The organism is Actinoplanes sp. NPDC019969, from assembly GCF_055562375.1.
Genome location: NZ_JBVHFK010000008.1, coordinates 63,777 through 85,136, shown reverse-complemented (window position 1 = coordinate 85,136; position 21,360 = coordinate 63,777). Strand labels below are relative to the sequence as shown.

17 protein-coding genes are annotated in these 21,360 nt (G+C 71.3%); 10 read left to right on the top strand and 7 right to left on the bottom strand.

The window, feature by feature from the left end:
• Window positions 1-2: 2 nt before the first annotated feature.
• The 6 genes from ACZ3II_RS23990 to ACZ3II_RS23965 all read left to right on the top strand — a co-directional run bounded on the left by ACZ3II_RS23990 (window position 3) and on the right by ACZ3II_RS23965 (window position 5,568).
• Window positions 3-1,088 carry an ABC transporter permease gene (locus ACZ3II_RS23990; RefSeq protein ID WP_465519952.1) on the top strand — a complete coding sequence of 362 codons (1,086 nt, stop codon included), beginning with the start codon at window positions 3-5 and terminating at the stop codon, window positions 1,086-1,088.
• Entirely contained in the window at window positions 1,085-2,092 is a 1,008-nt protein-coding gene (locus tag ACZ3II_RS23985; protein WP_465519951.1) for an ABC transporter ATP-binding protein, read from the top strand. The genes ACZ3II_RS23990 and ACZ3II_RS23985 overlap by 4 nt, the downstream gene beginning before the upstream one ends.
• Complete coding sequence (locus ACZ3II_RS23980) at window positions 2,092-3,408, top strand: GH1 family beta-glucosidase (protein WP_465519950.1); 1,317 nt, start codon at window positions 2,092-2,094, stop codon at window positions 3,406-3,408. Before ACZ3II_RS23985 ends, ACZ3II_RS23980 begins: the two co-directional genes overlap by 1 nt.
• On the top strand, window positions 3,405-4,229 hold the full coding sequence (locus ACZ3II_RS23975) for a class I SAM-dependent methyltransferase (RefSeq protein ID WP_465519949.1): 825 nt from the start codon (window positions 3,405-3,407) through the stop codon (window positions 4,227-4,229). The genes ACZ3II_RS23980 and ACZ3II_RS23975 overlap by 4 nt, the downstream gene beginning before the upstream one ends.
• Before the next feature lie 51 nt (window positions 4,230-4,280).
• Entirely contained in the window at window positions 4,281-4,481 is a 201-nt protein-coding gene (locus ACZ3II_RS23970) for a hypothetical protein (protein WP_465519948.1), read from the top strand.
• Between the two features lie 142 nt (window positions 4,482-4,623).
• On the top strand, window positions 4,624-5,568 hold the full coding sequence (locus ACZ3II_RS23965) for an aldo/keto reductase (RefSeq protein WP_465519947.1): 945 nt from the start codon (window positions 4,624-4,626) through the stop codon (window positions 5,566-5,568).
• A gap of 643 nt (window positions 5,569-6,211) precedes the next feature.
• On the opposite strand, the gene ACZ3II_RS23960 is transcribed toward ACZ3II_RS23965, so the two are convergent.
• The 3 genes from ACZ3II_RS23960 to ACZ3II_RS23950 form a co-directional block, all read right to left on the bottom strand.
• A complete protein-coding gene (locus tag ACZ3II_RS23960; protein WP_465519946.1) occupies window positions 6,212-8,731 on the bottom strand; it encodes a DNA gyrase/topoisomerase IV subunit A in 2,520 nt (839 codons plus the stop codon).
• Window positions 8,732-8,745: 14 nt separating this feature from the next.
• On the bottom strand, window positions 8,746-10,827 hold the full coding sequence (locus ACZ3II_RS23955; RefSeq protein ID WP_465520260.1) for a DNA gyrase/topoisomerase IV subunit B: 2,082 nt from the start codon (window positions 10,825-10,827) through the stop codon (window positions 8,746-8,748).
• Between the two features lie 113 nt (window positions 10,828-10,940).
• Window positions 10,941-11,549, bottom strand: coding sequence for an adenylate/guanylate cyclase domain-containing protein (locus ACZ3II_RS23950; RefSeq protein WP_465519945.1), 609 nt, complete (start codon window positions 11,547-11,549; stop codon window positions 10,941-10,943).
• Between the two features lie 175 nt (window positions 11,550-11,724).
• On the opposite strand from ACZ3II_RS23950, the gene ACZ3II_RS23945 reads away from it, so the two are divergent.
• Entirely contained in the window at window positions 11,725-14,532 is a 2,808-nt protein-coding gene (locus ACZ3II_RS23945) for a helix-turn-helix transcriptional regulator (RefSeq protein WP_465519944.1), read from the top strand.
• A 175-nt stretch (window positions 14,533-14,707) separates the two neighbouring features.
• Window positions 14,708-15,478, top strand: coding sequence for a DUF5995 family protein (locus ACZ3II_RS23940; protein ID WP_465519943.1), 771 nt, complete (start codon window positions 14,708-14,710; stop codon window positions 15,476-15,478).
• Window positions 15,479-15,492: 14 nt separating this feature from the next.
• Here the strand turns inward: ACZ3II_RS23940 and ACZ3II_RS23935 are convergent, their stop codons facing one another.
• Genes ACZ3II_RS23935 through ACZ3II_RS23925 form a run of 3 tightly spaced genes read right to left on the bottom strand, consistent with a single transcriptional unit; the run spans window position 15,493 to window position 18,036 of the window.
• The gene (locus ACZ3II_RS23935) at window positions 15,493-15,963 is read right to left on the bottom strand and encodes a hypothetical protein (protein ID WP_465519942.1); all 471 of its coding nucleotides are present in this window, start codon (window positions 15,961-15,963) and stop codon (window positions 15,493-15,495) included.
• A 35-nt stretch (window positions 15,964-15,998) separates the two neighbouring features.
• Window positions 15,999-17,354 carry a HAMP domain-containing sensor histidine kinase gene (locus ACZ3II_RS23930; protein ID WP_465519941.1) on the bottom strand — a complete coding sequence of 452 codons (1,356 nt, stop codon included), beginning with the start codon at window positions 17,352-17,354 and terminating at the stop codon, window positions 15,999-16,001.
• The gene (locus tag ACZ3II_RS23925) at window positions 17,347-18,036 is read right to left on the bottom strand and encodes a response regulator transcription factor (protein WP_465519940.1); all 690 of its coding nucleotides are present in this window, start codon (window positions 18,034-18,036) and stop codon (window positions 17,347-17,349) included. The genes ACZ3II_RS23930 and ACZ3II_RS23925 overlap by 8 nt, the downstream gene beginning before the upstream one ends.
• Before the next feature lie 451 nt (window positions 18,037-18,487).
• On the opposite strand from ACZ3II_RS23925, the gene ACZ3II_RS23920 reads away from it, so the two are divergent.
• Window positions 18,488-19,456 (top strand): glutathione S-transferase family protein, encoded by a 969-nt coding sequence (locus ACZ3II_RS23920; RefSeq protein ID WP_465519939.1) that lies wholly within the window; start codon window positions 18,488-18,490, stop codon window positions 19,454-19,456.
• Here ACZ3II_RS23920 and ACZ3II_RS23915 read toward each other — a convergent pair.
• The gene (locus tag ACZ3II_RS23915) at window positions 19,453-19,944 is read right to left on the bottom strand and encodes a MarR family winged helix-turn-helix transcriptional regulator (RefSeq protein ID WP_465519938.1); all 492 of its coding nucleotides are present in this window, start codon (window positions 19,942-19,944) and stop codon (window positions 19,453-19,455) included. The genes ACZ3II_RS23920 and ACZ3II_RS23915 overlap by 4 nt on opposite strands.
• Window positions 19,945-20,018: 74 nt before the next feature.
• Between ACZ3II_RS23915 and ACZ3II_RS23910 the strand changes: the two genes are divergently transcribed.
• The gene (locus ACZ3II_RS23910; RefSeq protein WP_465519937.1) at window positions 20,019-21,266 is read left to right on the top strand and encodes an EamA family transporter; all 1,248 of its coding nucleotides are present in this window, start codon (window positions 20,019-20,021) and stop codon (window positions 21,264-21,266) included.
• Window positions 21,267-21,360 lie beyond the last annotated feature (94 nt).

Genomic DNA, 21,360 nt, shown 5'->3' with positions numbered 1-21,360 from the left:
TCATGACGATTCCCACCTCGAGCATCGAGCAGGTCATCCCGGTCCAGGGTTCGATGGCGCAGCCGGAGAGCGGCAAGCGAGCCAAGGCGAGGCGGCAGCGGTTCCGGTTCCTGAGCAACCGCAAGGCGGCGGCCGGCCTGATCATCCTCGCCGTGTATCTGCTGCTGGCCGTGATCGGCCCGTGGATAGCGCCGTTCGACCCGGGCGCCCGTGGCGACGACCTGATGCAGCCGCCGTCCGCCGAGCACTGGATGGGCACCACCCACCTGGGCCAGGACGTGTGGAGCCAGCTGCTGGTCGGCACCCGCAGCGTGATCCTGGTCGGGTTCATGGCCGGCATCGTGGCCACCACGCTGTCGGTGCTCATCGGCGTGACCTCGGGCTACGCCGGAGGCAAGACCGACGAGGCGCTGTCGGTGCTCACCAACGTCTTCCTGGTGATCCCGGCCCTCCCGCTGATCATCATCGTCACCTCGATCCTGGAGAACGCCGGCGAATGGGTGGTCGCCCTGGTCATCGGCTTCACCTCGTGGTCGTGGAACGCGCGGGTGCTGCGCGCGCAGACCCTGTCGCTGCGCCGGCGCGACTACGTCGAGGCCGCCAAGGCCAGCGGCGAGCGCAGCGGCCGGATCGTGCTCTTCGAACTGCTGCCGAACCTGACCGCGGTGATCGCCTCCGGCTTCGTCGGCACCGTCATCTTCGCGGTGCTCTCCGAGATCACCCTGGCGTTCATCGGCATCACCTCCAGCAACACCTGGAACTGGGGCACCATCCTGTTCTGGGCGCAGGGACAGCAGGCGCTGGCCCGGTCGGCCTGGTGGTGGTTCGTCCCGGCGGGCCTGGCCATCGCGATCCTCGGCACCGCCCTCTCACTGATCAACTTCGCGATCGACGAGTTCGTCAGCCCCCGCCTGCGCAGCGCCGGCAAGACCAAGATCAAGACCACGTCGGGGCGTACGGTCCGGATGCGCATCGGTTTCACCCCGGTGCTCAGCAACTCCCCCGAGCCGCACACCCACGCGTCGCCGATCCCGCTCGTCGACCCGAACGGCGCCACCCCGGTCATCCGGAAGGAAGCCCACTCATGACCGCACCGGTCCTGGAGCTCCGCAATCTCAACGTCGCGTACGGGCTCGGCGACCAGTCGGTCCGCGCGGTCCGCGACGTCAACCTGACCCTGCACCGGGGTGAGGTGCTCGGCCTGGCCGGGGAGAGCGGCTCCGGCAAATCCACCCTGGCGTACGGGATGACCCGCCTGCTCGCCCCGCCCGGCGTGATCACCGGCGGCCGGGTGATCTACCACCCCGAGCAGGGCCCCGCGTACGACGTGCTGGAACTGTCCGACGATCGGCTCCGCAAGTTCCGGTGGGCGGAGACCGCGATCGTCTTCCAGGGCGCGATGAACTCGCTCAACCCGGTGCACAAGATCTCCACCCAGCTCACCGACGTCCTCGAGGCCCACGAGCCGGCGATGAGCGAGAGCAGCCGGCTTGCCCGGGCCCGGGAGATGCTGAAACTGGTCGGCATCTCCCCGGACCGGATGGACGCGTACCCGCACCAGCTCTCCGGCGGCATGCGCCAGCGCGTCATGATCGGCATGGCGCTGATCCTGCAGCCGCAGGTGGTCATCATGGACGAGCCGACCACCGCACTCGACGTGGTGATGCAGCGGCAGATCCTCGGCCAGCTCATCGAGCTGCGGGAACGGCTCGGCTTCTCGGTCATCTTCATCACCCACGACCTGTCGCTGCTGGTGGAGTTCTCCAACCGGATCGCCATCATGTACGGGGGCCGGATCGTGGAGGAGGCGCCCGCCGCCTCGATCTACCGGGACGCGCTCCACCCGTACTCCAAAGGGTTGCTGGGGTCCTTCCCCGCCCTGCGCGGGCCGCGCCGTGAGCTGGCCGGCATCCCCGGCTCACCGCCCGACCTGAAAGGCATGCCGGCCGGGTGCTCGTTCCACCCGCGGTGCCCGAAGGCGTTCGACCCGTGCGGCGGCAACATCCCGGTGCTGGGCCGGCCCGGGCGCCCGGACGGCGCGACCCGCTCGGTGGCGTGCTGGCTGCACCCGGCCGAGGAGCCGGTGGGCTGATGGACTTCACCTGGGGCGTGGCCACCTCGGCCTATCAGATCGAGGGCGCGGCCGGCGAGGACGGGCGGACCCCGTCGATCTGGGACACCTTCAGCCGGGAGGTCGTCGGCGAGACCGGGGACGTGGCCTGCGACCACTACCACCGGATGCCCGAGGACGTCCGGCTGATCAAGGAGCTGGGCGTGAACGCGTACCGGTTCTCGACCTCGTGGACGCGGGTGCAGCCGAACGGGCGCGGCAAGGGGAACCCGGCCGGGCTCGCCTTCTACGACCGGCTGGTGGACGAGCTGCTCGGCGCCGGGATCGAGCCGTGGCTGACGCTCTACCACTGGGATCTGCCGCAGGAGCTGGAGGACGCCGGCGGGTGGACCGTACGGGACACCGCGTACCGGTTCGCCGACTACTCCGCGATCGTCTTCGACCGCCTGCGGGACCGGGTCCGCAACTGGGGCACCGTCAACGAGCCGTGGTGCGTGGCCTACCTCGGCTACGAGTACGGCGTCTTCGCGCCCGGCCGGCGGGACACCGGCGCCGCCGTCGCCGCCACCCACCACCTGCTGCTGGCGCACGGCCTGGCCGCCCGGCTGGTCAAGACGCCGGACAACAACGTGTGCGTCCCGCTCAACATCGGCACCGCCACCCCTGCCTCGGACGACCCGCTCGACGTCGCGGCGGCGTGGCGGGCCGACGGCAACGTGGCCCGGATCTTCCTGGACCCGATCAAGCACGGTCGCTACCCGGCCGACGTGGTCGAGGATCTCGCGGCCCGCGGGTACGAGCTGCCGGTGGTCCCCGGCGACATGGAGATCATCTCGGCGCCGATCGACATGCTCGGGGTGAACTTCTACTTCGGGCAGGACTTCGCCGGCCGCGACCTCGACGGCAACACCGTGGACGCGTCCGGCCGCCCGGTGGTCCGGGAGATCAAACCGGACGTGCCGCAGACCGACCTCGGCTGGCCGATCACCCCGGACCGGTTCACCACGCTGCTGCTGCGCCTGCACCGGGACTACGGGTTCCCGCTGGTCGTCACCGAGAACGGGGCGGTCTTCGAGGACCGTCCGGACGCCGGCGGTTTCGTGGAGGACACCGAGCGGACGGCGTACCTGGCCGCCCACATCGACGCCGTCGGTGCCGCGCGGGCCCAGGGCGCCGACGTCCGCGGCTATTTCGCCTGGTCCCTGATGGACAACTTCGAGTGGGCGGAGGGTTACGGGAAGCGCTTCGGCCTGGTCCGCGTCGATTATCAAACCTTGCGGCGTACGCCTAAACGCAGTGCGCTGTGGTTCGCCGATCGCATAACGTCCGCTCCATGACCGACTATCTCGATGTGAACCGGGCGAGCTGGGACGAGCGGGCCAAGCCGCACGCCGAGTCGCCCGGTTACCGGGCTGCCCTGTTCGCCGACGACCCGGCCCATCTAAGCCACGTCGTCAGCTTCGACCGCCCGCGGCTCGGCGACATCGCCGGGCTGCGCGGCGTGCACCTGCAATGCCACATCGGCACCGACACCGTCTCCCTCGCCCGGCTCGGCGCGACCATGACCGGCCTGGACTTCTCCGGCGCCTCCCTGGCCGAGGCCCGCAAGATCGCCTCAGCCGCCGGCGCCGGGATCGACTTCGTGCAGAGCGACGTCTACTCGGCCCGGGACGCCCTGGACGGGGAGTTCGACCTGGTCTACACCGGGATCGGGGCGCTCTGCTGGCTGCCCGACGTCGACCGGTGGGCGCGGACCGTGGCGTCGCTGCTCGCGCCCGGCGGGCGCCTGTTCATCCGGGAAGGGCATCCGGTGCTGTGGGCGCTCGACTACGACCGGACCGACGGGGTGATCGCCCTCGCCGAGCCGTACTTCGAGCAGACCGAACCGCAGATCTACGACGAGCCGGGCACCTACGTGGACACCGACCACGAGTTCCGGCACACCGTCACCCACGAATGGAACCACGGCATCGGCGAGATCGTCACCGCGGTCCTCGGCGCCGGGCTCGTTCTGGTGGGGCTCGAGGAACATCAGAGCGTGCCGTGGGACGCGCTGCCCGGCCGGATGCGCGACCTCGGCAACGGGGAGTGGCAGCTCGCCGAACGGCCGGAGCGGCTGCCGCACACGTACACGCTCCAGGCCCGCAAGCCTGTTTAGTGATCGCCTCCGCCGGGGTACCTGCCGCCTATCCCCGGTTTGGAGGCTCTCATGCGTATCGGTGCGGTCATCATCGTCCTCTGGCTCGTGCTCGGCGTCATCGCCGCTTACGAGCGCGGCTACTTCAAGGACTCCGGCGACGCCAGCTGCGCGGAAGCCGGCACGGTCCTCGTCACGACCGTCGCCGGACCGCTGAACTGGATGGGCGTCAACCCGAAGGTCAAGTGCGACATCCCGGAGCCCAGCAAGTAAAGATCCGGCTGGTGCTGAGGGCTGTCTCAGCCCACTCGAGACAGCCCTCAGCACCAGCCGGACGCCTTTTCCGCGCTTGATCTGGAGCGCGCTCCAGGTCCTACCGTCGGCGGTGAACGGCACGCGACGAGGGAGGACCATCATGGAACTGCGTGACTTCGGCCGGCTCGGACAGATCAGCGCGCTGACTCTCGGTGGCGGCGGGATCGGCGGCGTGTGGGGCAGCACCGACCGCCGGGAGGCGATCGCGACCGTCCACGCCGCACTCGACGCCGGCATCACGATGCTGGACCTGGCGCCCAGCTACGGCACCGGCTTCGAGTCGGAGGTCGCCGTGGCCGACGCCTTCCGCGGCACCCGCAGCGACGTCATGATCACGAGCAAGGTCCAGCTCCCGGAGGACGGCGTACGTGACTTCGCCGCCCGCATCCGCCGCAGCCTGCAGGCCAGCCTGACCCGCTTGAACCGCGCCCACCTGGACCTGTTCGTCCTGCACACGCAGATCCGCCGGGCCGGGTCGGCCCAGCGTGACAGCGTCTCCCCCGACGGCTACCGCGACGAGATCGTCCCCACCTTCGAGGCCCTCCGCGCCGAGGGCCTGATCCGCGCCTGGGGGATCACCGCCGTCGGTGCGACCGCCCCGCTGCTGGACGCCTTCCGGGACGCGCCACGCCCCGACGCCGCCCAGGTCGTCGTGAACGCCCTGGACCAGACCGGCGACCTGTGGACCCTCGACGACGAGACCCCCGGCAACGCCGCGGTCCTGCGCGCCGCCGTCACCGCGAACGTCCCGGTCAGCGCCATCCGCGTCGTCGCCGCCGGCTCCCTGACCAGCTCTCTCGACCGCGACGTCCCGCCCACACATCCCGCGGCCGTCGACTTCGCCCGCGCCGAGCCGTTCCGCAAACTCGCCGCCGAACTCGGCGAGACCCCCGCTTCCCTGGCGCACCGCTACGCCCTCTCCACCCCCGGCGTCTCCACCGTCATCCTGGGCGTCAAGAACCGCACCGAGCTGGCCGAATGCCTGACCGCCGAGGCCCGCGGCCCGCTCTCCCTCACCGAACTCCAGGCCATCTCCACCCTCTGACAGCCCGCCGGGCGCGAAGCCCTCCAGCCGTCGCTGAGACCGCCCACCAGACACGAATAGCCCGCCTGAACGACGGCCCCCGGAACTCAGCCGTCGCCCAGCCCTCCAACCGGACATCGATAGCCCACCTGAGCGACGGCCCACCGACCCGGCCGTCGCCCAGACCCCCTACCGGACACCGATAGCCCACCTGAGCGACGGCCCACCGACCCGGCCGTCGCCCAGACCCCCTACCGGACACCGATAGCCCACCTGAACAACGGCCCATCGTCCCGGCCGTCGCTCAGACCGCCCACGAGACACTGACAAGCGGCCTGAGCGACGGCTCGCCGATCGGCGAAGCCGATCCGGCGGGACCGGGCCGAAGCCATCCGCCCGTCGGCGTGCACTCCTCACAGGCCGGGCGTGGTGGCCACGTGAGGAGTCGCCGCGGTCGGTCCGAGTTCGGCCCGGTCACCTTGAACGCTGATGGTCGTCCACAACAGCGACAGGGATTCCGACTTTTTCCGACTCCGGAACAACGTTTTCTCCGCGCATCACGGCAACCGGCCACCGTAACCATCGCTTCACCCGGACTCCCGGAAACTGCCGCACCTTGGCGATGATCGACGTGGCCCGTACCGTCCTACCGCGGGACGAGAATTCAGTCCCTTTCGATCAGATGCCCGATGAGCTGCGGCCCCATGATCACCGCGTTGCCCGACCCGTCCCGCCGAGCGTCCGGCTCCGGCAACTCCACCGGTTCACCCGTGTTGGAGGCGCCCACCGGCCGTGGCCCGACCCAGGCGACCACGAGCCGCGTCTCCCCCTTGAGGAACCGCTGCACCCGGACACCGCCCGTCGCCCGCCCCTTGGCCGGGTACGACGCGAACGGCGACATCTTGACCTGCGTCCCGGTCGACGTCACCACCATCGGTTCCCCGTGCTCGTGGTCCGATGTCGCGACCGCGTTGAACGAGATCGCCTCCGCGTCCGCGCCGAGGTTGACGCCTGCCATGCCGCCGCCCTTGAGGCCCTGTGGTCGCACGAGTTTCGCCGGGAAGCGCAGCAGGTTGGCGTCGGAGGTGACGAACACCAGTGCTTCCGCGCCGTCGGTGAGCCAGGTGGCCTGGAGGACCTCGTCACCCTCCTTGAGGGTGATCACCTCGAACTCGTCGGAACGGACCGGCCACTCCGGGGCGCACACCTTGACGATGCCGAACTTCGTGCCGATGGCGATGCCCGGCGAGTCGCCCGGGACGAGCGGCGCCAGCCCGACGACCTTCTCTCCCGCCTGCAGCGGGACCAGCTCGGACGCGGACATGCCGCCGCGCAGCGAGACCGTGCCGGCTTGCTCGGGCAGGACCGGGAGCGGCAGCACGTCGGTCTTGAACGCCCGCCCGCGGTTGGTGATCAGCAGGATGCGGCCACGGGCGGTGGAGTGGATGACCGCGCGGACGGCGTCGTGTTTGACCCGGCCGCTGCGGCTGCGGGCCTCGGTGGACTCCTCGCTCTCGGCGGCGGTCCGGGCGATCAGCCCGGTGGCGGAGAGGATCACCTGGCAGGGGTCGTCGGCGACCTCGAGCGGGCCGGCCGGCACCGACGCCGCCAGCACCTCCTTGAGGTCGCCGTCGATCAGGGTGGTCCGCCGGGCGGCGCCGAACTCCTTGGCGACGGCGGCGAGTTCGTCGGAGACGACCTTCTTCAGCACGTTCTCGTCGTCGAGGATGCGGGACAGCTCGGCGATCTCGCTGCGGAGCCGGTCCTGTTCGGCTTCCAGCTCGATCCGGTCGAAGCGGGTGAGCCGCCGCAGCGGGGTGTCGAGGATGTACGTGGCCTGGATGTCGGACAGCCCGAACTCGCCCATCAGCCCGGCCTTGGCGGCGGCCGCGTCGTCGCTGGCGCGGATCAGCGCGACCACCCGGTCGATGTCGATCAGGGCGATGAGCAGGCCGTCGACCAGGTGCAGGCGGTCCTCGCGCTTGGTGCGCCGGTACGTCGTGCGGCGGGTGACGACCTCGTACCGGTGCTGGACGAAGACCTCGAGGAGTTCCTTGAGCCCGAGCGTGCGGGGCTGCCCGTCGACGAGCACCAGGTTGTTGATGCCGAACGAGCTCTCCAGCGGGGTGAGCCGGTAGAGGTCGGCGAGCAGCGCCTGCGGGTTGACGCCGACCTTGCACTCGATGACGAGGCGGGTGCCGTGTTCGCGGTCGGTGAGGTCCTTGACGTCGGCGATCCCGACCAGGCGGGCGGCCTGGCGCTGGCCGCGCCGCGGGCCGGAGGTGATCATCTTGCCCTTCACCTCGTCGGTGATCGCCTCGATGATCTTCTCGGTGCCGATGCCGTAGGGCAGTTCGGTGACGGTGATGGCCTGCCGGCCACGGCCGCCCTCGAGCGGGCCGGTCTGCGCGCGGGCCCGGAGGCGGACGACGCCACGGCCGGTCTCGTACGCCCGGCGCACCTCGTCGAGGCCGAGCAGCTGGCCGCCGGTGGGCAGGTCGGGGCCGGGGACGAAGCGCATCAGCTCGTCGAGGCTCGCCTGCGGTTTCTTGATCAGGTGCCGGGCGGCGGCCACGACCTCGCCGAGGTTGTGCGGGATCATGTTGGTCGCCATTCCGACGGCGATCCCGGACGTGCCGTTGACCAGCAGGTTCGGGAAGGCGGCCGGGAGCACCTTGGGCTCCTGCTCGGAGCCGTCGTAGGTGGGCTTGAAGTCGACGGTGCCCTCGCCGAGCTCACCGACGAGCAGCATCGCCTCGCGGGACATGCGGGCCTCGGTGTACCGCGCGGCGGCCGGGCCGTCGTCGGGGGAGCCGAAGTTGCCGTGCCCGTCGATGAGCGGGGTGTTGAGCGAGAAGTCCTGGGCGAGCCGGACCAGGGCGTCGTAGATCGCGACGTCGCCGTGCGGGTGGTACTTACCCATGACGTCGCCGACGACGCGGGCGGACTTCACGTACGGCCGGTCGGGGCGCTGCCCCTGCTCGGACATCGACCAGAGGATCCGGCGGTGCACCGGTTTCAGGCCGTCCCGGGCGTCCGGGAGAGCCCGCGAGTGGATGACCGAGTAGGCGTACTCCAGGTAGGAGTCCTCCACCTCGGTGATCAGCGGGTTGTCGATGACCCGGGCACCGGCCTGGTCGAACGCGGAAAGGTCGACGCGTTTCTCGGTTTTGCGGCGTGCCATTGTCAGCGACCCTCTCAGGCGTCGATCGTCTCTTGGTCGATCCGGCCGGCGGCCTCGATCAACCAGTTCTTCCGGGGCTCGACCCGTTCACCCATCAGCAGTTCGAGGGTGGCTTCGGCGCGCTCGGCGTCCTCGATGGTGATCCGCCGGACGGTGCGCTCGGCCGGGTTCATCGTGGTGTCCCACAGCTCGTCCGCGTCCATCTCGCCGAGGCCCTTGAACCGGGGCACCGGTTTCTGCACCTGCCGGCCGGAGCGCTCGAGACGGGAGACGGTGCTCTCCATCTCCTGCTGGGTGTAGGTGTAGAGGGTCTCGGCGTTGCGGCCCTTGGTGACCACCTTGTGCAGCGGCGGCATGGCGGCGAAGAGCCGCCCGTTCTCGATGACCGGCCGCATGTACTTGGCGAAGAGGGTGATCAGCAGGGTCCGGATGTGCGAGCCGTCGACGTCGGCGTCCGCCATGATCATGACCCGGCCGTAGCGCATCGCGCCGATGTCGAAGGTGCGGCCGGAGCCGGCGCCGAGGACCTGGACGATCGCCGAGCACTCGGCGTTGTCGAGGACCTGCTGCAGGCTCGCCTTCTGCACGTTGAGGATCTTGCCGCGGATCGGGAGCAGCGCCTGGTATTCCGAGGAGCGGGCCATCCGGGCGGTGCCGAGCGCCGAGTCGCCCTCGACGATGAACAGCTCGGAGCGGTCGATGCCGATGGCCCGGCAGTCGACCAGTTTCGCCGGCATCGACGCGCCCTCCAGGGCGGTCTTGCGGCGGGCGGCGTCCTTCTGCTGCTTCTGGGTGAGGCGGACGCGGGCGGCGTCGACCACCTTCTGCAGGACGGTGCGGGCCTCGGTCTTGGTGCGGCGGCCGTCGATCCACTCTTTCAGGTACGCCTCGACGAGACCCTGCATCACCCGGGCGACGCCGGCGGTGGACAGCTCGTCCTTGGTCTGCGAGGTGAACTGCGGCTCCGGCACCCGGACGTGGATGACGGCGGTCATGCCCTCCAGGAAGTCGTCCAGGACGGGCGGCTCCTCCTTGGGCTTGAGCAGGCCGCGGGCGTTGCGGATGGCCTCGGTGAGGGCCCGCACGAGGGCCCGCTCGAAGCCCTTGCGGTGGGTGCCGCCGTGCATGTTGCGGATGGTGTTGGTGAAGCACTCGACGGTGCGCTCGTAGCCGGTGCCCCAGCGGAAGGCGACCTCGACCTGGGCGGTCCGCACGACGTTGGACTGCATGACGCCGTTGGCGTCGGCGGCGTTCTCCTTGTAGGTGCCCTCGCCGGTGACCAGCAGCATGCCGGACACCGGCTTGTCGGCGGCCGGGGTCAGGAACTCCACCATGTCGGCCAGGCCGTTGGGGTAGTGGAAGGTCTCGGTCGCGGGCTCTTCGGCGGTCGCGTCGAACAGCGTGTATTGCACGCCCGGCACGAGGAACGCGGTGTTGCGCAGCTTGGTGCGGACGTTGTCGGCGTCGAGCCGGGCGCCGGTCTCGAAATACCGGGCGTCGTACCAGTAGCGGATCGAGGTGCCGCTGGGCTCGCCGCGTTTCATCCGGCGGGCCACCCGCAGGCCGGGCTGGCGGGTGAACGCGGCGTCGGGGCCGGGGCCGTCGAAGACGCCGGGGACGCCGCGCTGGAAGGAGATCTCGTGGACCTTGCCGTCCCGTTTGACGGTGACGTCGAAGCGGTGCGACAGGGCGTTGACGGCGGAGGCGCCGACGCCGTGCAGGCCGCCGGAGGTCTTGTAGCCGGAGCCGCCGAACTTGCCGCCGGCGTGCAGCCGGGTCAGCACCAGCTCGACGCCGCTGAGGCCGGACTTGGCGTGCACGTCGACCGGGATGCCCCGGCCGTCGTCGTCGACCTGGACAGAGCCGTCGCTGTGCAGGGTCACCGCGATCCGGGTGGCGTGCCCGGCGACGCCCTCGTCGGTGCAGTTGTCGATGATCTCGTTGGCCAGGTGGTTGATGCCCCGGCTGTCGGTGGAGCCGATGTACATGCCCGGGCGTTTCCGGACAGCGTCCAGCCCTTCGAGGTGCGTGAGGTCGTCGGCCCCGTACAAGGTCTCTGGTTGCGCGGTCACGAGGCGGCACTCCCGATCGGCCATGGTGGTCAAGGACGGCGCGAGCCTACCCGGCCCCTCCGACACTTCTGCCCCAGGCGAGGCAGGTCTAGACCACACCGTGGCCAAAATCGGGATGAACCACCGTAAAAAGTGGCCTACGACACGATAGCCAACGGTGCTGCCTGCGGCGCAAGGGCGCGGAAGAGGTCCAGCGGGTACGGCTTACCCGGAACGGACACCGGTGGCAGCTCCTGGTAGGCGATGAGCTCGTCGGTCACGTCCCGGGTGGCCGAGCAGACCACCACGGTGTCGTGCGGCGCGTACGCCTGGAGACGTGCCGCCGTGCTCACCACGCTGCCACTGATCATCCCGTATCCACCGTCGAACGCCGCCATCGGGTCGACGATCACCTCGCCGGTGGCGAGTCCGACACGGGTCCGGACGGGGAACCTGCCGGCCAGGAGTCGCCCCCTCAACGTCTCCTGGACCGACAGGCCCGCCCACACCGCGGATGCGGCCGCCCCCGGCCCGAATCCGCCCTCCGCGGCCCCGAAGACCGCCATCACCGCGTCGCCGACGTACTTCTCGACGATGCCGCCGCACTCACGGACCACCCCGGCGACGGCCGAGAAGTAGTCCCGCTGCAGCGCACGCACGTCCGCGCAGTCCAGCCGGTCCACCAGCGAGGTGAAGCCGACGATGTCGATGAACAGCACGGTTACGGTCTGGCGCCGCTCCTGAACGGCGCTGGTGACGGTGGTCATGTCTCACGCTCCCCCAGATCTCTGCGTTGACCGGGAGTACGGTGCCAGCCCGCGACAACCGGCGGATCCGCAGAACGACGTATCTCTGACAGCATCGAATTCCGTCGTTTTTGTGACGCAGAACAGTCCGAACCGACGACCAGGTGATAGTCGGATACGGATTAGGCTGCCGGACATGGCCAGCCTGGGGGGCGAAGGGCCGCTTGTCGGGCGCACCGGCACGCTGGCCGATGTTCAGTCCTACCTGCGTGACGTCGGGCCCGGTGGGACCGCCGCCGTGTTCGTGACCGGGGAGAGCGGCGTCGGCAAGAGCCGGCTGCTGCGCGAGACCGCCGCCGGGATGCGCGAGCACGGGTTCGCCGTGCTCTTCGGCACCTGTCTGGACATCGGTGACGCGTCGCCGTTGCACCCGGTGCTGCAGGCGCTGCGCCGGCGCGACGGCGGCGGCCCGTCCGCGCCCGCCGACGACGCCGGCGCCCTGCTCGAGCGGGTCTCCCGGGACCTGCGCGCGATCGCCGGCGGCCAGCAGCTGCTGCTCGTGCTGGACGATCTGCAGTGGGCCGACCGGAGCACCCGGCAGCTGCTGCTCTATCTGCTCGCCGGCCTCGGTGACGTGCGGGTGTCGGTGCTCGCCGCGATCCGGGCGGAGGCGCTGCACGGCACCCACCCGCTGCGCCGGGTGCTGGCCGAGCTGCGCCGCCTGCGGTCGGTCCGGGTGGTCGACCTGTCGCCGCTCAGCCAGGAGCAGACGCACGAGCTGGTGGCCGCGATCGTCGGCGGCACGGTGGCGGCCGAGGACGCCGACCGGGTCTACAAGCGCAGTGGCGGCAACCCGTTCATCGCCGAGGAGCTGGCCCGTGACCTGCGGGACGGCCGGGTCGAGCTGTCCGACACGCTGCGCGAGATCTTCCTGTCCCGGGTGGACGAGCTGCCGCCGAACGCGCACACGGTGGTGCACGCGATAGCGGCCGGGGTGGAGCCGATCCACCACTCGGTGCTGGCCCGGGTCGTGCCGCTGCCGGAGGACCAGCTGATCGAGGCGATCCGGGCGGCCGTCACGCACCGGTTCGTGGCCAGCGACGGCGACGGTTACAAGCTGCGGCACCGGCTGGTGGCCGAGGTGCTGGAACAGGAGGTGCTGCCGGCCGAGGCCGCCCACCTGCACCGGCGGTACGCGGAGGCGCTGGAGGCGTTCGAGGGCGAGCCGGACAACGCCCGGCTGGCGCACCACTGGCAGCGGGCCGGCGAGCCGGAGCGGGCGCTGGAGCCGGTGGTGGCCGCGGCGCACGCCGCCGAGCGGATGTACGGGTTCGCCGAGGCCCACCGCTACTGGACCATCGCGCTGCACCTGTCCGCCGACACCGACCCGCGGCGCACCGAGCTGCTGGGCAACGCCGCCGAGTCGGCGCACCTCTGCGGCGAGCATCTGCTGGCGCTGGCCCGGCTCGAGGAACTGGCCGGCCGCCCGGACGCCCCGGGCCGCTCCGACCTGCACCTGCGCCGCGCCCGGTACCTCGCGGCGGCGGGCCGGTCGGCGACCGCCGAGGTGGAGTACCAGCGCGCCCTGGAGGCGCCGGACTGCACCCCGCGGCGGCGGGCCTCGGCGGCGGCGTACCTCGCCGAGCTTCTCCTGCACCTGGGCCGTTACGCCGACGCCAACCAGCACGCGCGGGAGGCCCTGGAGCTGGCGGCGGTCAACGGGGCGACCACCGACCTGGTCCGGGCCAGCGCCGCGCTGGGCTTCAGCGCCGCCTTCCGGGAGGACCCGGACGCCGGTCTCGCCGTCATCCGGCACGCCGTGGAGATCGCCGAGCGGTCCGGGCACCCGGACGACCTCGGGGTGGCCTACCTGCACTTGGCCGAGTTGCTGACCGGCCCGCTGAACAGCATCGAGGAGGGCATCCTGGTGGCCCGGCGGGGCGCCGCGCGGCTCGCCGACCGGGGCGCGGGCCGGACCTATCAGACCCGGCTGCTGGCGATCGCCGCGAAGGGGCTGTTCCGGATCGGTCAGTGGACCGAGGCGTACACGGTCATCGAGACCGCGATGAGCCATCACCCGTCCGGCGCCGACGCGGTGGAGCTGCTGCTCGGCCGCCTGCAGCTACTGGTGAACTTCGGCGAGTTCGAGAACGCCCGCCGCGACCTGGACGGCGTGGCGACCCTGCTGGCCGGCGGCGGCGCGCGGCACGTGCTGCCGATGCTGACGCTGCGGGCCGGCCTGGCGATCTGGCAGGGCGAGCACGCCGACGCGCGGGCGGCGGTGCAGCGGGCGGTCACCGAGACCCGGTCCGACGATCTGGTGCTGCTCGGGGTGCTGGCCTGGCACGGGCTGCGGGCCGAGGCGTACGCGCACGTGGCCGGGCAGCCGGCCGACGCGGGCGCCATCCGCCGCCTCCGGTCGGTGATGGATCGCCTGGTCAAGGGCACGGTGGACGCGCCGCCGGCGGTCCGTGCGGTGGTCGACGGCTATCTCGATCTGTGTGCCGCCGAGATCAGCCGGGTCGAGGACCGGCACGATCCGGAGCCGTGGGCGCGGGCGGCCTCGATCTGGGACCGGCGGCAGCAGCCGTACCCCGCGGCCTATTCGCGGCTCCGGCACGCCGAGGCGTCCCTGCATCGCAAGGTGCGCCGGACGGCGGCGATCAAAGGCTTGCGGGAGGCGTACGAGACAGCGACCGCGATGGGGGCCCGTCCGCTGGCCGGCGAGATCCTCGCGGTGGCCCAGCGGTACCGGGTCACGCTCGGCGACGACGTGCAGAGCCTGCCGGCCGGGCCGGAGCGGGCCGCGGACGAGCTGTCCACCCTGACCGGGCGGGAGCGGGAGGTGCTCGCCGCGGTGGCCGAGGGCCTGACGAACCGGGAGATCGGCGAGTTGCTGTTCATCAGCGAGCGCACGGTGGGCGTACATCTCGGGCACATCTTCGACAAGCTGCAGGTACGCAGCCGCGTCCAGGCCAGCCGGGTATATCTGACAGCCGCCTGACCAGGTGATCGTTATCCGCCCGTGACATACGTATGCGGAATACGTCGTTCTACCGATCCCCTCGCCTGGCCTTCGTGGAAATGTGGTCGCCACGGGGGAGCACCGCCCGGCGACCAGCTTCGCCGGGCGGTGCTGGGGGCCCTCCGTTGCCTTTGCATCACCCACGGAGGATCCGATGACCCAAGCCATCTGGGGCCCCGTTCAGCAGGAGATGTCCGATATCCTGCAACGGCACCCCGACGACGTGCCCGGAGTCGTCGACCAGCTGACCAGACTCCAGGAAGTCCTGTGCTGCGTCCCACCGCTGCTGCACAGCAATCCGCTGGCCGACTTCAACAAGCTCTACCTGGCCATCACCGAGAACGTGCTGGACCGTCTCTACGCCGGCAAGTTCAAGGATCCGGCGTTCCTGGCCCGGCTCGACGTCGAGTTCGCCGCCCGCTACTTCGACGCGCTGCGCTACTGGACCGAGGCGAGTCCCGCCTGCCCGGGAGTGTGGGCCGGCCTGTTCAGCCGGATTCCCGGACCGGACGCGCGCCCACTGCCGTCGGCCGTCGCCGGGGTCAACGCCCACATCAACTTCGACCTGCCGTTCGCCCTGGTCACCACGTTCGATCACCTGGGCAGCGACCCGGTCGACGGCAGCGACCAGCACCACGACTACCTGCAGGTCAACGACATCTTCGCCGATGAGATCCCGGGGCTGCGGCGCGGTTACCTGGACCGCTGGCAGCTGCTCATCGACACGATGAACGGCGACCTGGACGACTGGTGGCAGGGCGAGATGGTGGAGTACACCCGCAACGTCGCCTGGCGCAACGCGCAGCGGATCTGGGCGCTGCGGCACGACATGATCGCGCTCGACAAGGAGCGACGGCGTCTCGACAACACCGCCACCGGCCTCGGCAAACTGCTGCTGTCGCCGTTCGGCGGCTTTCTGCAGTGAGGCAGTGAGGCGGCTCAGCCGACGATGATCAGGCGGGCCGTGGTGGCCGAGCCGTCACGGACCCCGCCGACACCGACCTTCACACCGGTCTGCACCGCGCCGCGCTCGGCCTTCTCCCGGTTCTGCCGGACACGCAGCGGATCACCGAACGTCCACGTCACGGAGAATCCGTCCGCCGACTTGACGGTGAAACGCTCGCCGTCGACGGACGTCACCTCGCCGCGCTGCACGACGATCGTGCGCTGCCCCTCCTTCGCCTGCACCGTCACCTCGCCGTGCAACGTGTTCTTGCGCAGCAGCTTCCGGACCGCGCCGGGCCGCGCCGTGTCCGCCTCCTTCCCACCGTCGAATTCCTGTTCCAGGGCCACCATCTCGGCCGCGACGAGGTCGGTGGCGGGAGCGGTGGCCGGTGTCCGCGCGCCGCATCCGGTCAGTGCGAGTGCGGCCACCCCCGCGATCAGAACCTTCTTGGCTGTACGAGTCATGGCGATGATCCTGGGCTCGCGGCGATCGAACCGCGTCAGCGCATTGTTCGGGTTCGGTAAGGAAGCTCGACGGTGAACATCGCGCCGCCCTCGGGGGCGTGACCGGCGCTGATCCGCCCGCCGAGGCGGGTCACCAGGCGCGCGGCCAGAGCCAGCCCGAGACCGCTGCCGACCTTGCGCACCCCGCGGTACCGCCGGTTCAGCTCACCCCGCTCGAAGGCGACCGCCAGGTCGTCGTCGGTGAACCCGGGGCCGCCGTCGCGTACCTCCAGGATCCCGGCGTCCGTGCCGGCCCGCACCGCCAGCACCAGCGGCGCGCCGGCCGGGACCACCCGGAACGCGTTCTCGCAGAGGCCGTCGAGGACCTGCCGGATCCGGCCCGGGTCGGTGTCCACGACGACCGGCTCGTCCGCCGTCCGGACGCGCAGCACCGGCCCGTCCGCGTCGCAGCGGGCCGCCCAGGCCGTCCCGGCCGCCCGGACCAGCTCCACGAGATCCACCTCGGTGACGTCGAGCGGCAAATCGGCGGCCTCCAGGCGGGAGAGCACCAGCAGGTCGGCGATCAGCCGGTCCAGGCGCTGCGCCTCGGCGAGCATCGTGGACGCGGCCGGCACCACGTCGTCCTCGGTGATCACCCGGTCGGCGAGGGCCTCGGCGTAACCACGGATCGTGGCGAGTGGGGTGCGCAGCTCGTGCGACACCGACAGCAGGAAGTCCCGTTCCCGGCCCTCGCTGGTCGCCAGGGCGGCCGCCAGGTGGTTGAACGCGTCGGCGAGCCCGGCCGCCTCGGCCGGCCCGCGGGCGTCCAGGCGCACCGAGCGGTCCCCGGCGGACAGCCGGCCGGCGGCAGCCGCGGCGAGCCGGATCGGGCGGGCCACGAAACGGGCCAGCAGGACACCGGCCAGGATGCCGCCGGCGAGACCGGCGAGCAGCGCGACCCACACGCCCTGGAAGACCCGCAGCGCGGTGCCGGTGGCGGCGCCGCGGGTGAGGACGACACCGTTGGCGGCGCCGGGCAGCGACCGGCCGGCGACGAACGACGCCCGCCCGCCGATCGGAATCCGCACGTCGACGGCCTCCCCCGCCGCCACCCGGCGGATCACCCGCGACGGGAGCCCGGCACGGTCGGCACGGCCGTTGCGGATCACGTAGATCTCGATGTTCTCGGCACGCAGCCGGTCGGCGATGCGCCGGCGTGCCGCGGGCCGCTCGTCGGTGAGCAACTCCACCGCGAGGACGGCCTTCTCCCCCAGCTCGGCACGGATCTGGGCGTTCACCGAGCGGACCGCGATCGGCATCGCGACCAGAGCGGTCACGATCACGGCGACGACGGCGGTCGCGGTGGTCACCAGGACGGTGCGGCCGGTCAGCGTACGCAGGAAGTCACGCATCGGCGGTGTACCCCACCCCCCGGACGGTACGGATCAGGCCGGCGGCCGGGCCGAGCTTGGCCCGGACCTGCGCCACGTGCACGTCGACGGTACGGGTGCCGGCGTGCGAGGCGTACCCCCAGACGGCGGCGAGCAGCTCCTCCCGGGTGAAGACCCGGCCGGGGCGCCCGGCCAGGTGCGCGAGCAGGTCGAACTCGGTGGCCGTCAGGGTCAGCGGCTGTCCGTCCACGGCCGCGGCCCGGCGCCCGGGGTCGAGGGTGAGGGGGCCGAGTGCCCGTACCCGATCGGTGTCCCGGGCGACCGCCGCGCGGCGCAGCAACGCCTTGACCCGGGTCACCAGCTCCCGTGGGCTGAACGGTTTCGTCACGTAGTCGTCGCCGCCGAGTTCGAGCCCGAGGATCCGGTCGACCTCGTCGTCACGGGCGGTCAGGAAGATCACCGGCGTCCAGTCGCCGTCGGCGCGCAGCCGCCGGCAGATCTCGGTGCCGTCCAGACCGGGCAGCGCGATGTCCAGCACGCACACCACCGGCCGCAGCCGCCGCGCCGCGGCCAGCCCGGCCGTCCCGTCCTGCTCGACCTGCACCCCGAAGCCCTCCCGGCTCAGATAGAGCCGGACCAGATCAGCGATCGGCCGCTCGTCCTCGACCACGAGGACCAGCCCTTTCCCACCCGGATCCGGCATCACCCCGTCACCCTCCGTCCGCCGCCGGCGCCCCTGGCGGCCCCGCCCCATCATGCCGCCGCACGGGGCCACGGAATGTTCGGGAAAGGTAAGGCGTCCAGGAGTCCCCGGAGACCCGACCGGGTGACACGCGGCTCTCGCGCGGCCCGCCGGGACACGGTCTGATATACGCGGCTGACCAGCAACCGGGCATTCCTGGGCACGCTCCCAAAAACGGTCGGGAAGCGCTTTCCCAGCGTGCTATAAAAGGCGACAGCGCCCAGCGGCCGGACATGGTTGCCGTCTGCCCGGCCGGGTTCGTCCGGACGGCGCCCTCGCGGTCCGCGCAGCCCATGAGCCGGGCGAGGCATCGCACACGGGGGGATGCCTCGCCCACCAGACCACGCGTGTCGATTTCGGGCGGACCGGTCCGCCCGGAATCAACACGCGTGGGCCGGGGAAGCAGTAACCCATGGCCTATGTGAATCCGACGGGCGAGTTCACCCGTGATCAGCGCTACATCTCCACCCGGATCACCGCGGACGGGCGGGACGGTTTCCCGGTGGAGGCCGGCCGGTACCGCCTCGTGGTGAGCCGGGCCTGCCCCTGGGCGAACCGGGCGATCATCGTGCGGCGGCTGCTCGGGCTGGAGGACGCCCTCTCCATGGGCGTGGCCGGGCCGACGCACGACGAGCGGAGCTGGACGTTCGACCTGGATCCGGGCGGACGGGATCCGGTTCTCGGGATCGAGCGGCTCCAGGAGGCGTTCTTCGCCCGGTTCCCCGGCTACGACAAGGGGATCACCGTTCCCGCGATCGTGGACGTGCCGACCGGGAAGGTGGTGACCAACGACTTCGCGCAGATCACCCTCGACCTGTCGCTGGAGTGGACGGCCCTGCACCGGCCGGGGGCGCCGCGGCTCTATCCCGCCCATCTGCGGGAGGAGATCGACGAGGTGAACGAGGTCGTGTTCAAGGATGTGAACAACGGGGTCTACCGGGCCGGCTTCGCGGGGACCCAGGAGGCGTACGAGAAGGCGTACGCCCGGCTGTTCGACCGGCTGGACCGGCTGTCGGCCCGCCTGGAACGGCAGCGCTACCTGGTCGGCGACTCGATCACCGAGGCGGACGTCCGGCTGTTCACGACGCTGGCCCGGTTCGACGCCGTCTACCACGGCCACTTCAAGTGCAACCGGAGCAAGCTGACCGAGATGCCGGTGCTGTGGGCGTACGCGCGGGACCTCTTCCAGACCCCGGGGTTCGGCGACACGATCGACTTCGACCACATCAAACGGCACTACTACGAGGTGCACCGCGACATCAACCCGACCGGTATCGTGCCGGCCGGCCCGGACCTCGGCGGGTGGCTCACGCCGCACGGTCGCGAGGAGCTGGGCGGCCGGCCCTTCGGCGACGGCACGCCTCCGCTCCCGCTCTCCTAGAGGCCGTTCAGCAGGGTGCGGAGCAGGGCGCTCAACTGGGCGGCCTGCTCCGGGCCGAGCGGGGCCAGGAGCCGCTGCTGCTCGGCGAGTCCCGCGGCCACGGCCTCGTCGGCGATGGTGTGCCCTTTCCGGGTGAGCCGGACCAGGACGCCGCGGCGGTCGTCCGGGTCCGGTGAGCGCGCGACGAGACCGGCCTTCTCCAGGCGGTCCAGGCGGGCGGTGGTGCCGCCGGTGCTGAGCATCATGGACGCGGCCAGGGCGCCGGGCGAGAGCTGGAACGGCTCCCCGGCCCGGCGCAGCGCGGCGAGCACGTCGAACTCGGCGCGCCCGATGCCGTGGACGGCGTAGGCGCGCTCGGTGGCGTCGCCCGCCAGCTTGGCGAGCCGGAAGATCCGGCCGAAGACACCCATCGCCTCGGTGTCGAGATCGGGGCGCTCGCGGGCCCACTGGCCGAGGATCCGGTCGATAGCGTCGGTCACATTCCCCATTTTCTTGATGACGAGCTTCTCGACAAAGTTTATCTTTACGTCGAGATACTTGATGCCGAGAGATTGAGGCTGCGATGCGGGTGCTGCTGGTCACGGCGATGACGCCCGTGCTGTGGGGGACGACCTATGCGGTCACCACCGAGCTCCTGCCACCCGGGCGGCCCCTGCTCAGCGGCATGCTGCGGGCGCTGCCCGCCGGGCTGGCGCTGCTCGCGATCACCCGCGAGCTGCCGCGCGGCTCGTGGTGGTGGCGGTCGGTGGTGCTCGGCGCGCTCAACATCGGGATCTTCTTCGCGCTGCTCTTCGTCACCGCCTACCGGCTGCCGGGCGGGATGGCGGCCGTGCTCGGGGCGGTGCAGCCCCTGCTGGTGGCCGGGCTCAGCGTGCTCTGGCTGAATGAGCGCGTCTCCTCGCGTACCGTCAAGGCGGGTTTGATCGGCGCTCTCGGCGTCGCCCTCGCCGTGCTGACCGCCGCCGCCCGCCTCGACCCCGCCGGCATCCTCGCCGGCCTCGCCGCCGCCGCGTCCATGGCGCTCGGCCTGGTCCTCACCAAACGGTGGGGCCGCCCCGGTGTCTCCCTGCTCACCGTCACCGGCTGGCAGCTCACGGCAGGCGGATCGCTGCTGGTCCCGGTCACCCTCCTGGCGGAGGGCGCGCCTCCCGCGCTGTCCACGGCGAACCTCGCGGGGTACGCCTACCTGTCCCTGATCGGCACGGCGCTCGCCTACACCCTCTGGTTCCGCGGGCTGGCGATGCTGCCGGCGACCCGGGTCTCCCTGCTCAACCTGCTGGCCCCGCTGACCGCGACCGTGATCGGCTGGGCCGCGCTGGGCCAGTCGCTGACGCCGGTGCAGGTGGCCGGCATGACGCTGGCCTTCGGCGCGGTCGTCTGGGGCCAGTCAGCGCATGTCCGCCGTCGTCACCACCCGGCCCTCGAACCCGCCGCGGGCCGCCCGCAGCATGGCCCGGCCGACCGCGTCGGTGGTGGTGACGTACCGCGGCGCGACCCGGCGGACCACCGGGACCAGCGGGGCGATCAGCGTGTACACGGCGTTGTACCACCCGGTCCGGGAGCGGACCCCGTGCATCGGCTGGATGAACCCCGGCCGGAAGGCGAACCCGTTGCGGAACAGCGCCATCACCTCACGCTCGGTACGGGCCTTGACCCGCGACCACATCAGCCGGCTGTTCGCGTCGGTCCCCTCCCCGGAGACGTAGCCGAACGTCATGTCCGGGTCGATCCGGGCCAGCACCCGGGCGGCAGCCATCGGGTAGTCGTAGGAGACCCGCGTGTAGGCGGCCTCGCCCATCCCCACCGATGAGACGCCCAGGCAGTAGAAACAGGCGCCGTACCCGGTCAGCTCCCCCTCGATCGGCGTGAGGTCGGCGAAATCGGCGAGGGTGACCTCACGCAGT

Excerpts from the sequence above, each read along its gene's own strand:
- ACZ3II_RS23990 (WP_465519952.1), top strand. The coding sequence starts at position 3 with ATGACGATTCCCACCTCGAGCATCGAGCAGGTCATCCCGGTCCAGGGT.
- ACZ3II_RS23985 (WP_465519951.1), top strand. The coding sequence starts at position 1,085 with ATGACCGCACCGGTCCTGGAGCTCCGCAATCTCAACGTCGCGTACGGG.
- ACZ3II_RS23980 (WP_465519950.1), top strand. The coding sequence starts at position 2,092 with ATGGACTTCACCTGGGGCGTGGCCACCTCGGCCTATCAGATCGAGGGC.
- ACZ3II_RS23975 (WP_465519949.1), top strand. The coding sequence starts at position 3,405 with ATGACCGACTATCTCGATGTGAACCGGGCGAGCTGGGACGAGCGGGCC.
- ACZ3II_RS23970 (WP_465519948.1), top strand. The coding sequence starts at position 4,281 with ATGCGTATCGGTGCGGTCATCATCGTCCTCTGGCTCGTGCTCGGCGTC.
- ACZ3II_RS23965 (WP_465519947.1), top strand. The coding sequence starts at position 4,624 with ATGGAACTGCGTGACTTCGGCCGGCTCGGACAGATCAGCGCGCTGACT.
- ACZ3II_RS23960 (WP_465519946.1), bottom strand. The coding sequence starts at position 8,731 with ATGGCACGCCGCAAAACCGAGAAACGCGTCGACCTTTCCGCGTTCGAC.
- ACZ3II_RS23955 (WP_465520260.1), bottom strand. The coding sequence starts at position 10,827 with ATGGCCGATCGGGAGTGCCGCCTCGTGACCGCGCAACCAGAGACCTTG.
- ACZ3II_RS23950 (WP_465519945.1), bottom strand. The coding sequence starts at position 11,549 with ATGACCACCGTCACCAGCGCCGTTCAGGAGCGGCGCCAGACCGTAACC.
- ACZ3II_RS23945 (WP_465519944.1), top strand. The coding sequence starts at position 11,725 with ATGGCCAGCCTGGGGGGCGAAGGGCCGCTTGTCGGGCGCACCGGCACG.
- ACZ3II_RS23940 (WP_465519943.1), top strand. The coding sequence starts at position 14,708 with ATGACCCAAGCCATCTGGGGCCCCGTTCAGCAGGAGATGTCCGATATC.
- ACZ3II_RS23935 (WP_465519942.1), bottom strand. The coding sequence starts at position 15,963 with ATGACTCGTACAGCCAAGAAGGTTCTGATCGCGGGGGTGGCCGCACTC.
- ACZ3II_RS23930 (WP_465519941.1), bottom strand. The coding sequence starts at position 17,354 with ATGCGTGACTTCCTGCGTACGCTGACCGGCCGCACCGTCCTGGTGACC.
- ACZ3II_RS23925 (WP_465519940.1), bottom strand. The coding sequence starts at position 18,036 with ATGCCGGATCCGGGTGGGAAAGGGCTGGTCCTCGTGGTCGAGGACGAG.
- ACZ3II_RS23920 (WP_465519939.1), top strand. The coding sequence starts at position 18,488 with ATGGCCTATGTGAATCCGACGGGCGAGTTCACCCGTGATCAGCGCTAC.
- ACZ3II_RS23915 (WP_465519938.1), bottom strand. The coding sequence starts at position 19,944 with ATGGGGAATGTGACCGACGCTATCGACCGGATCCTCGGCCAGTGGGCC.
- ACZ3II_RS23910 (WP_465519937.1), top strand. The coding sequence starts at position 20,019 with ATGCGGGTGCTGCTGGTCACGGCGATGACGCCCGTGCTGTGGGGGACG.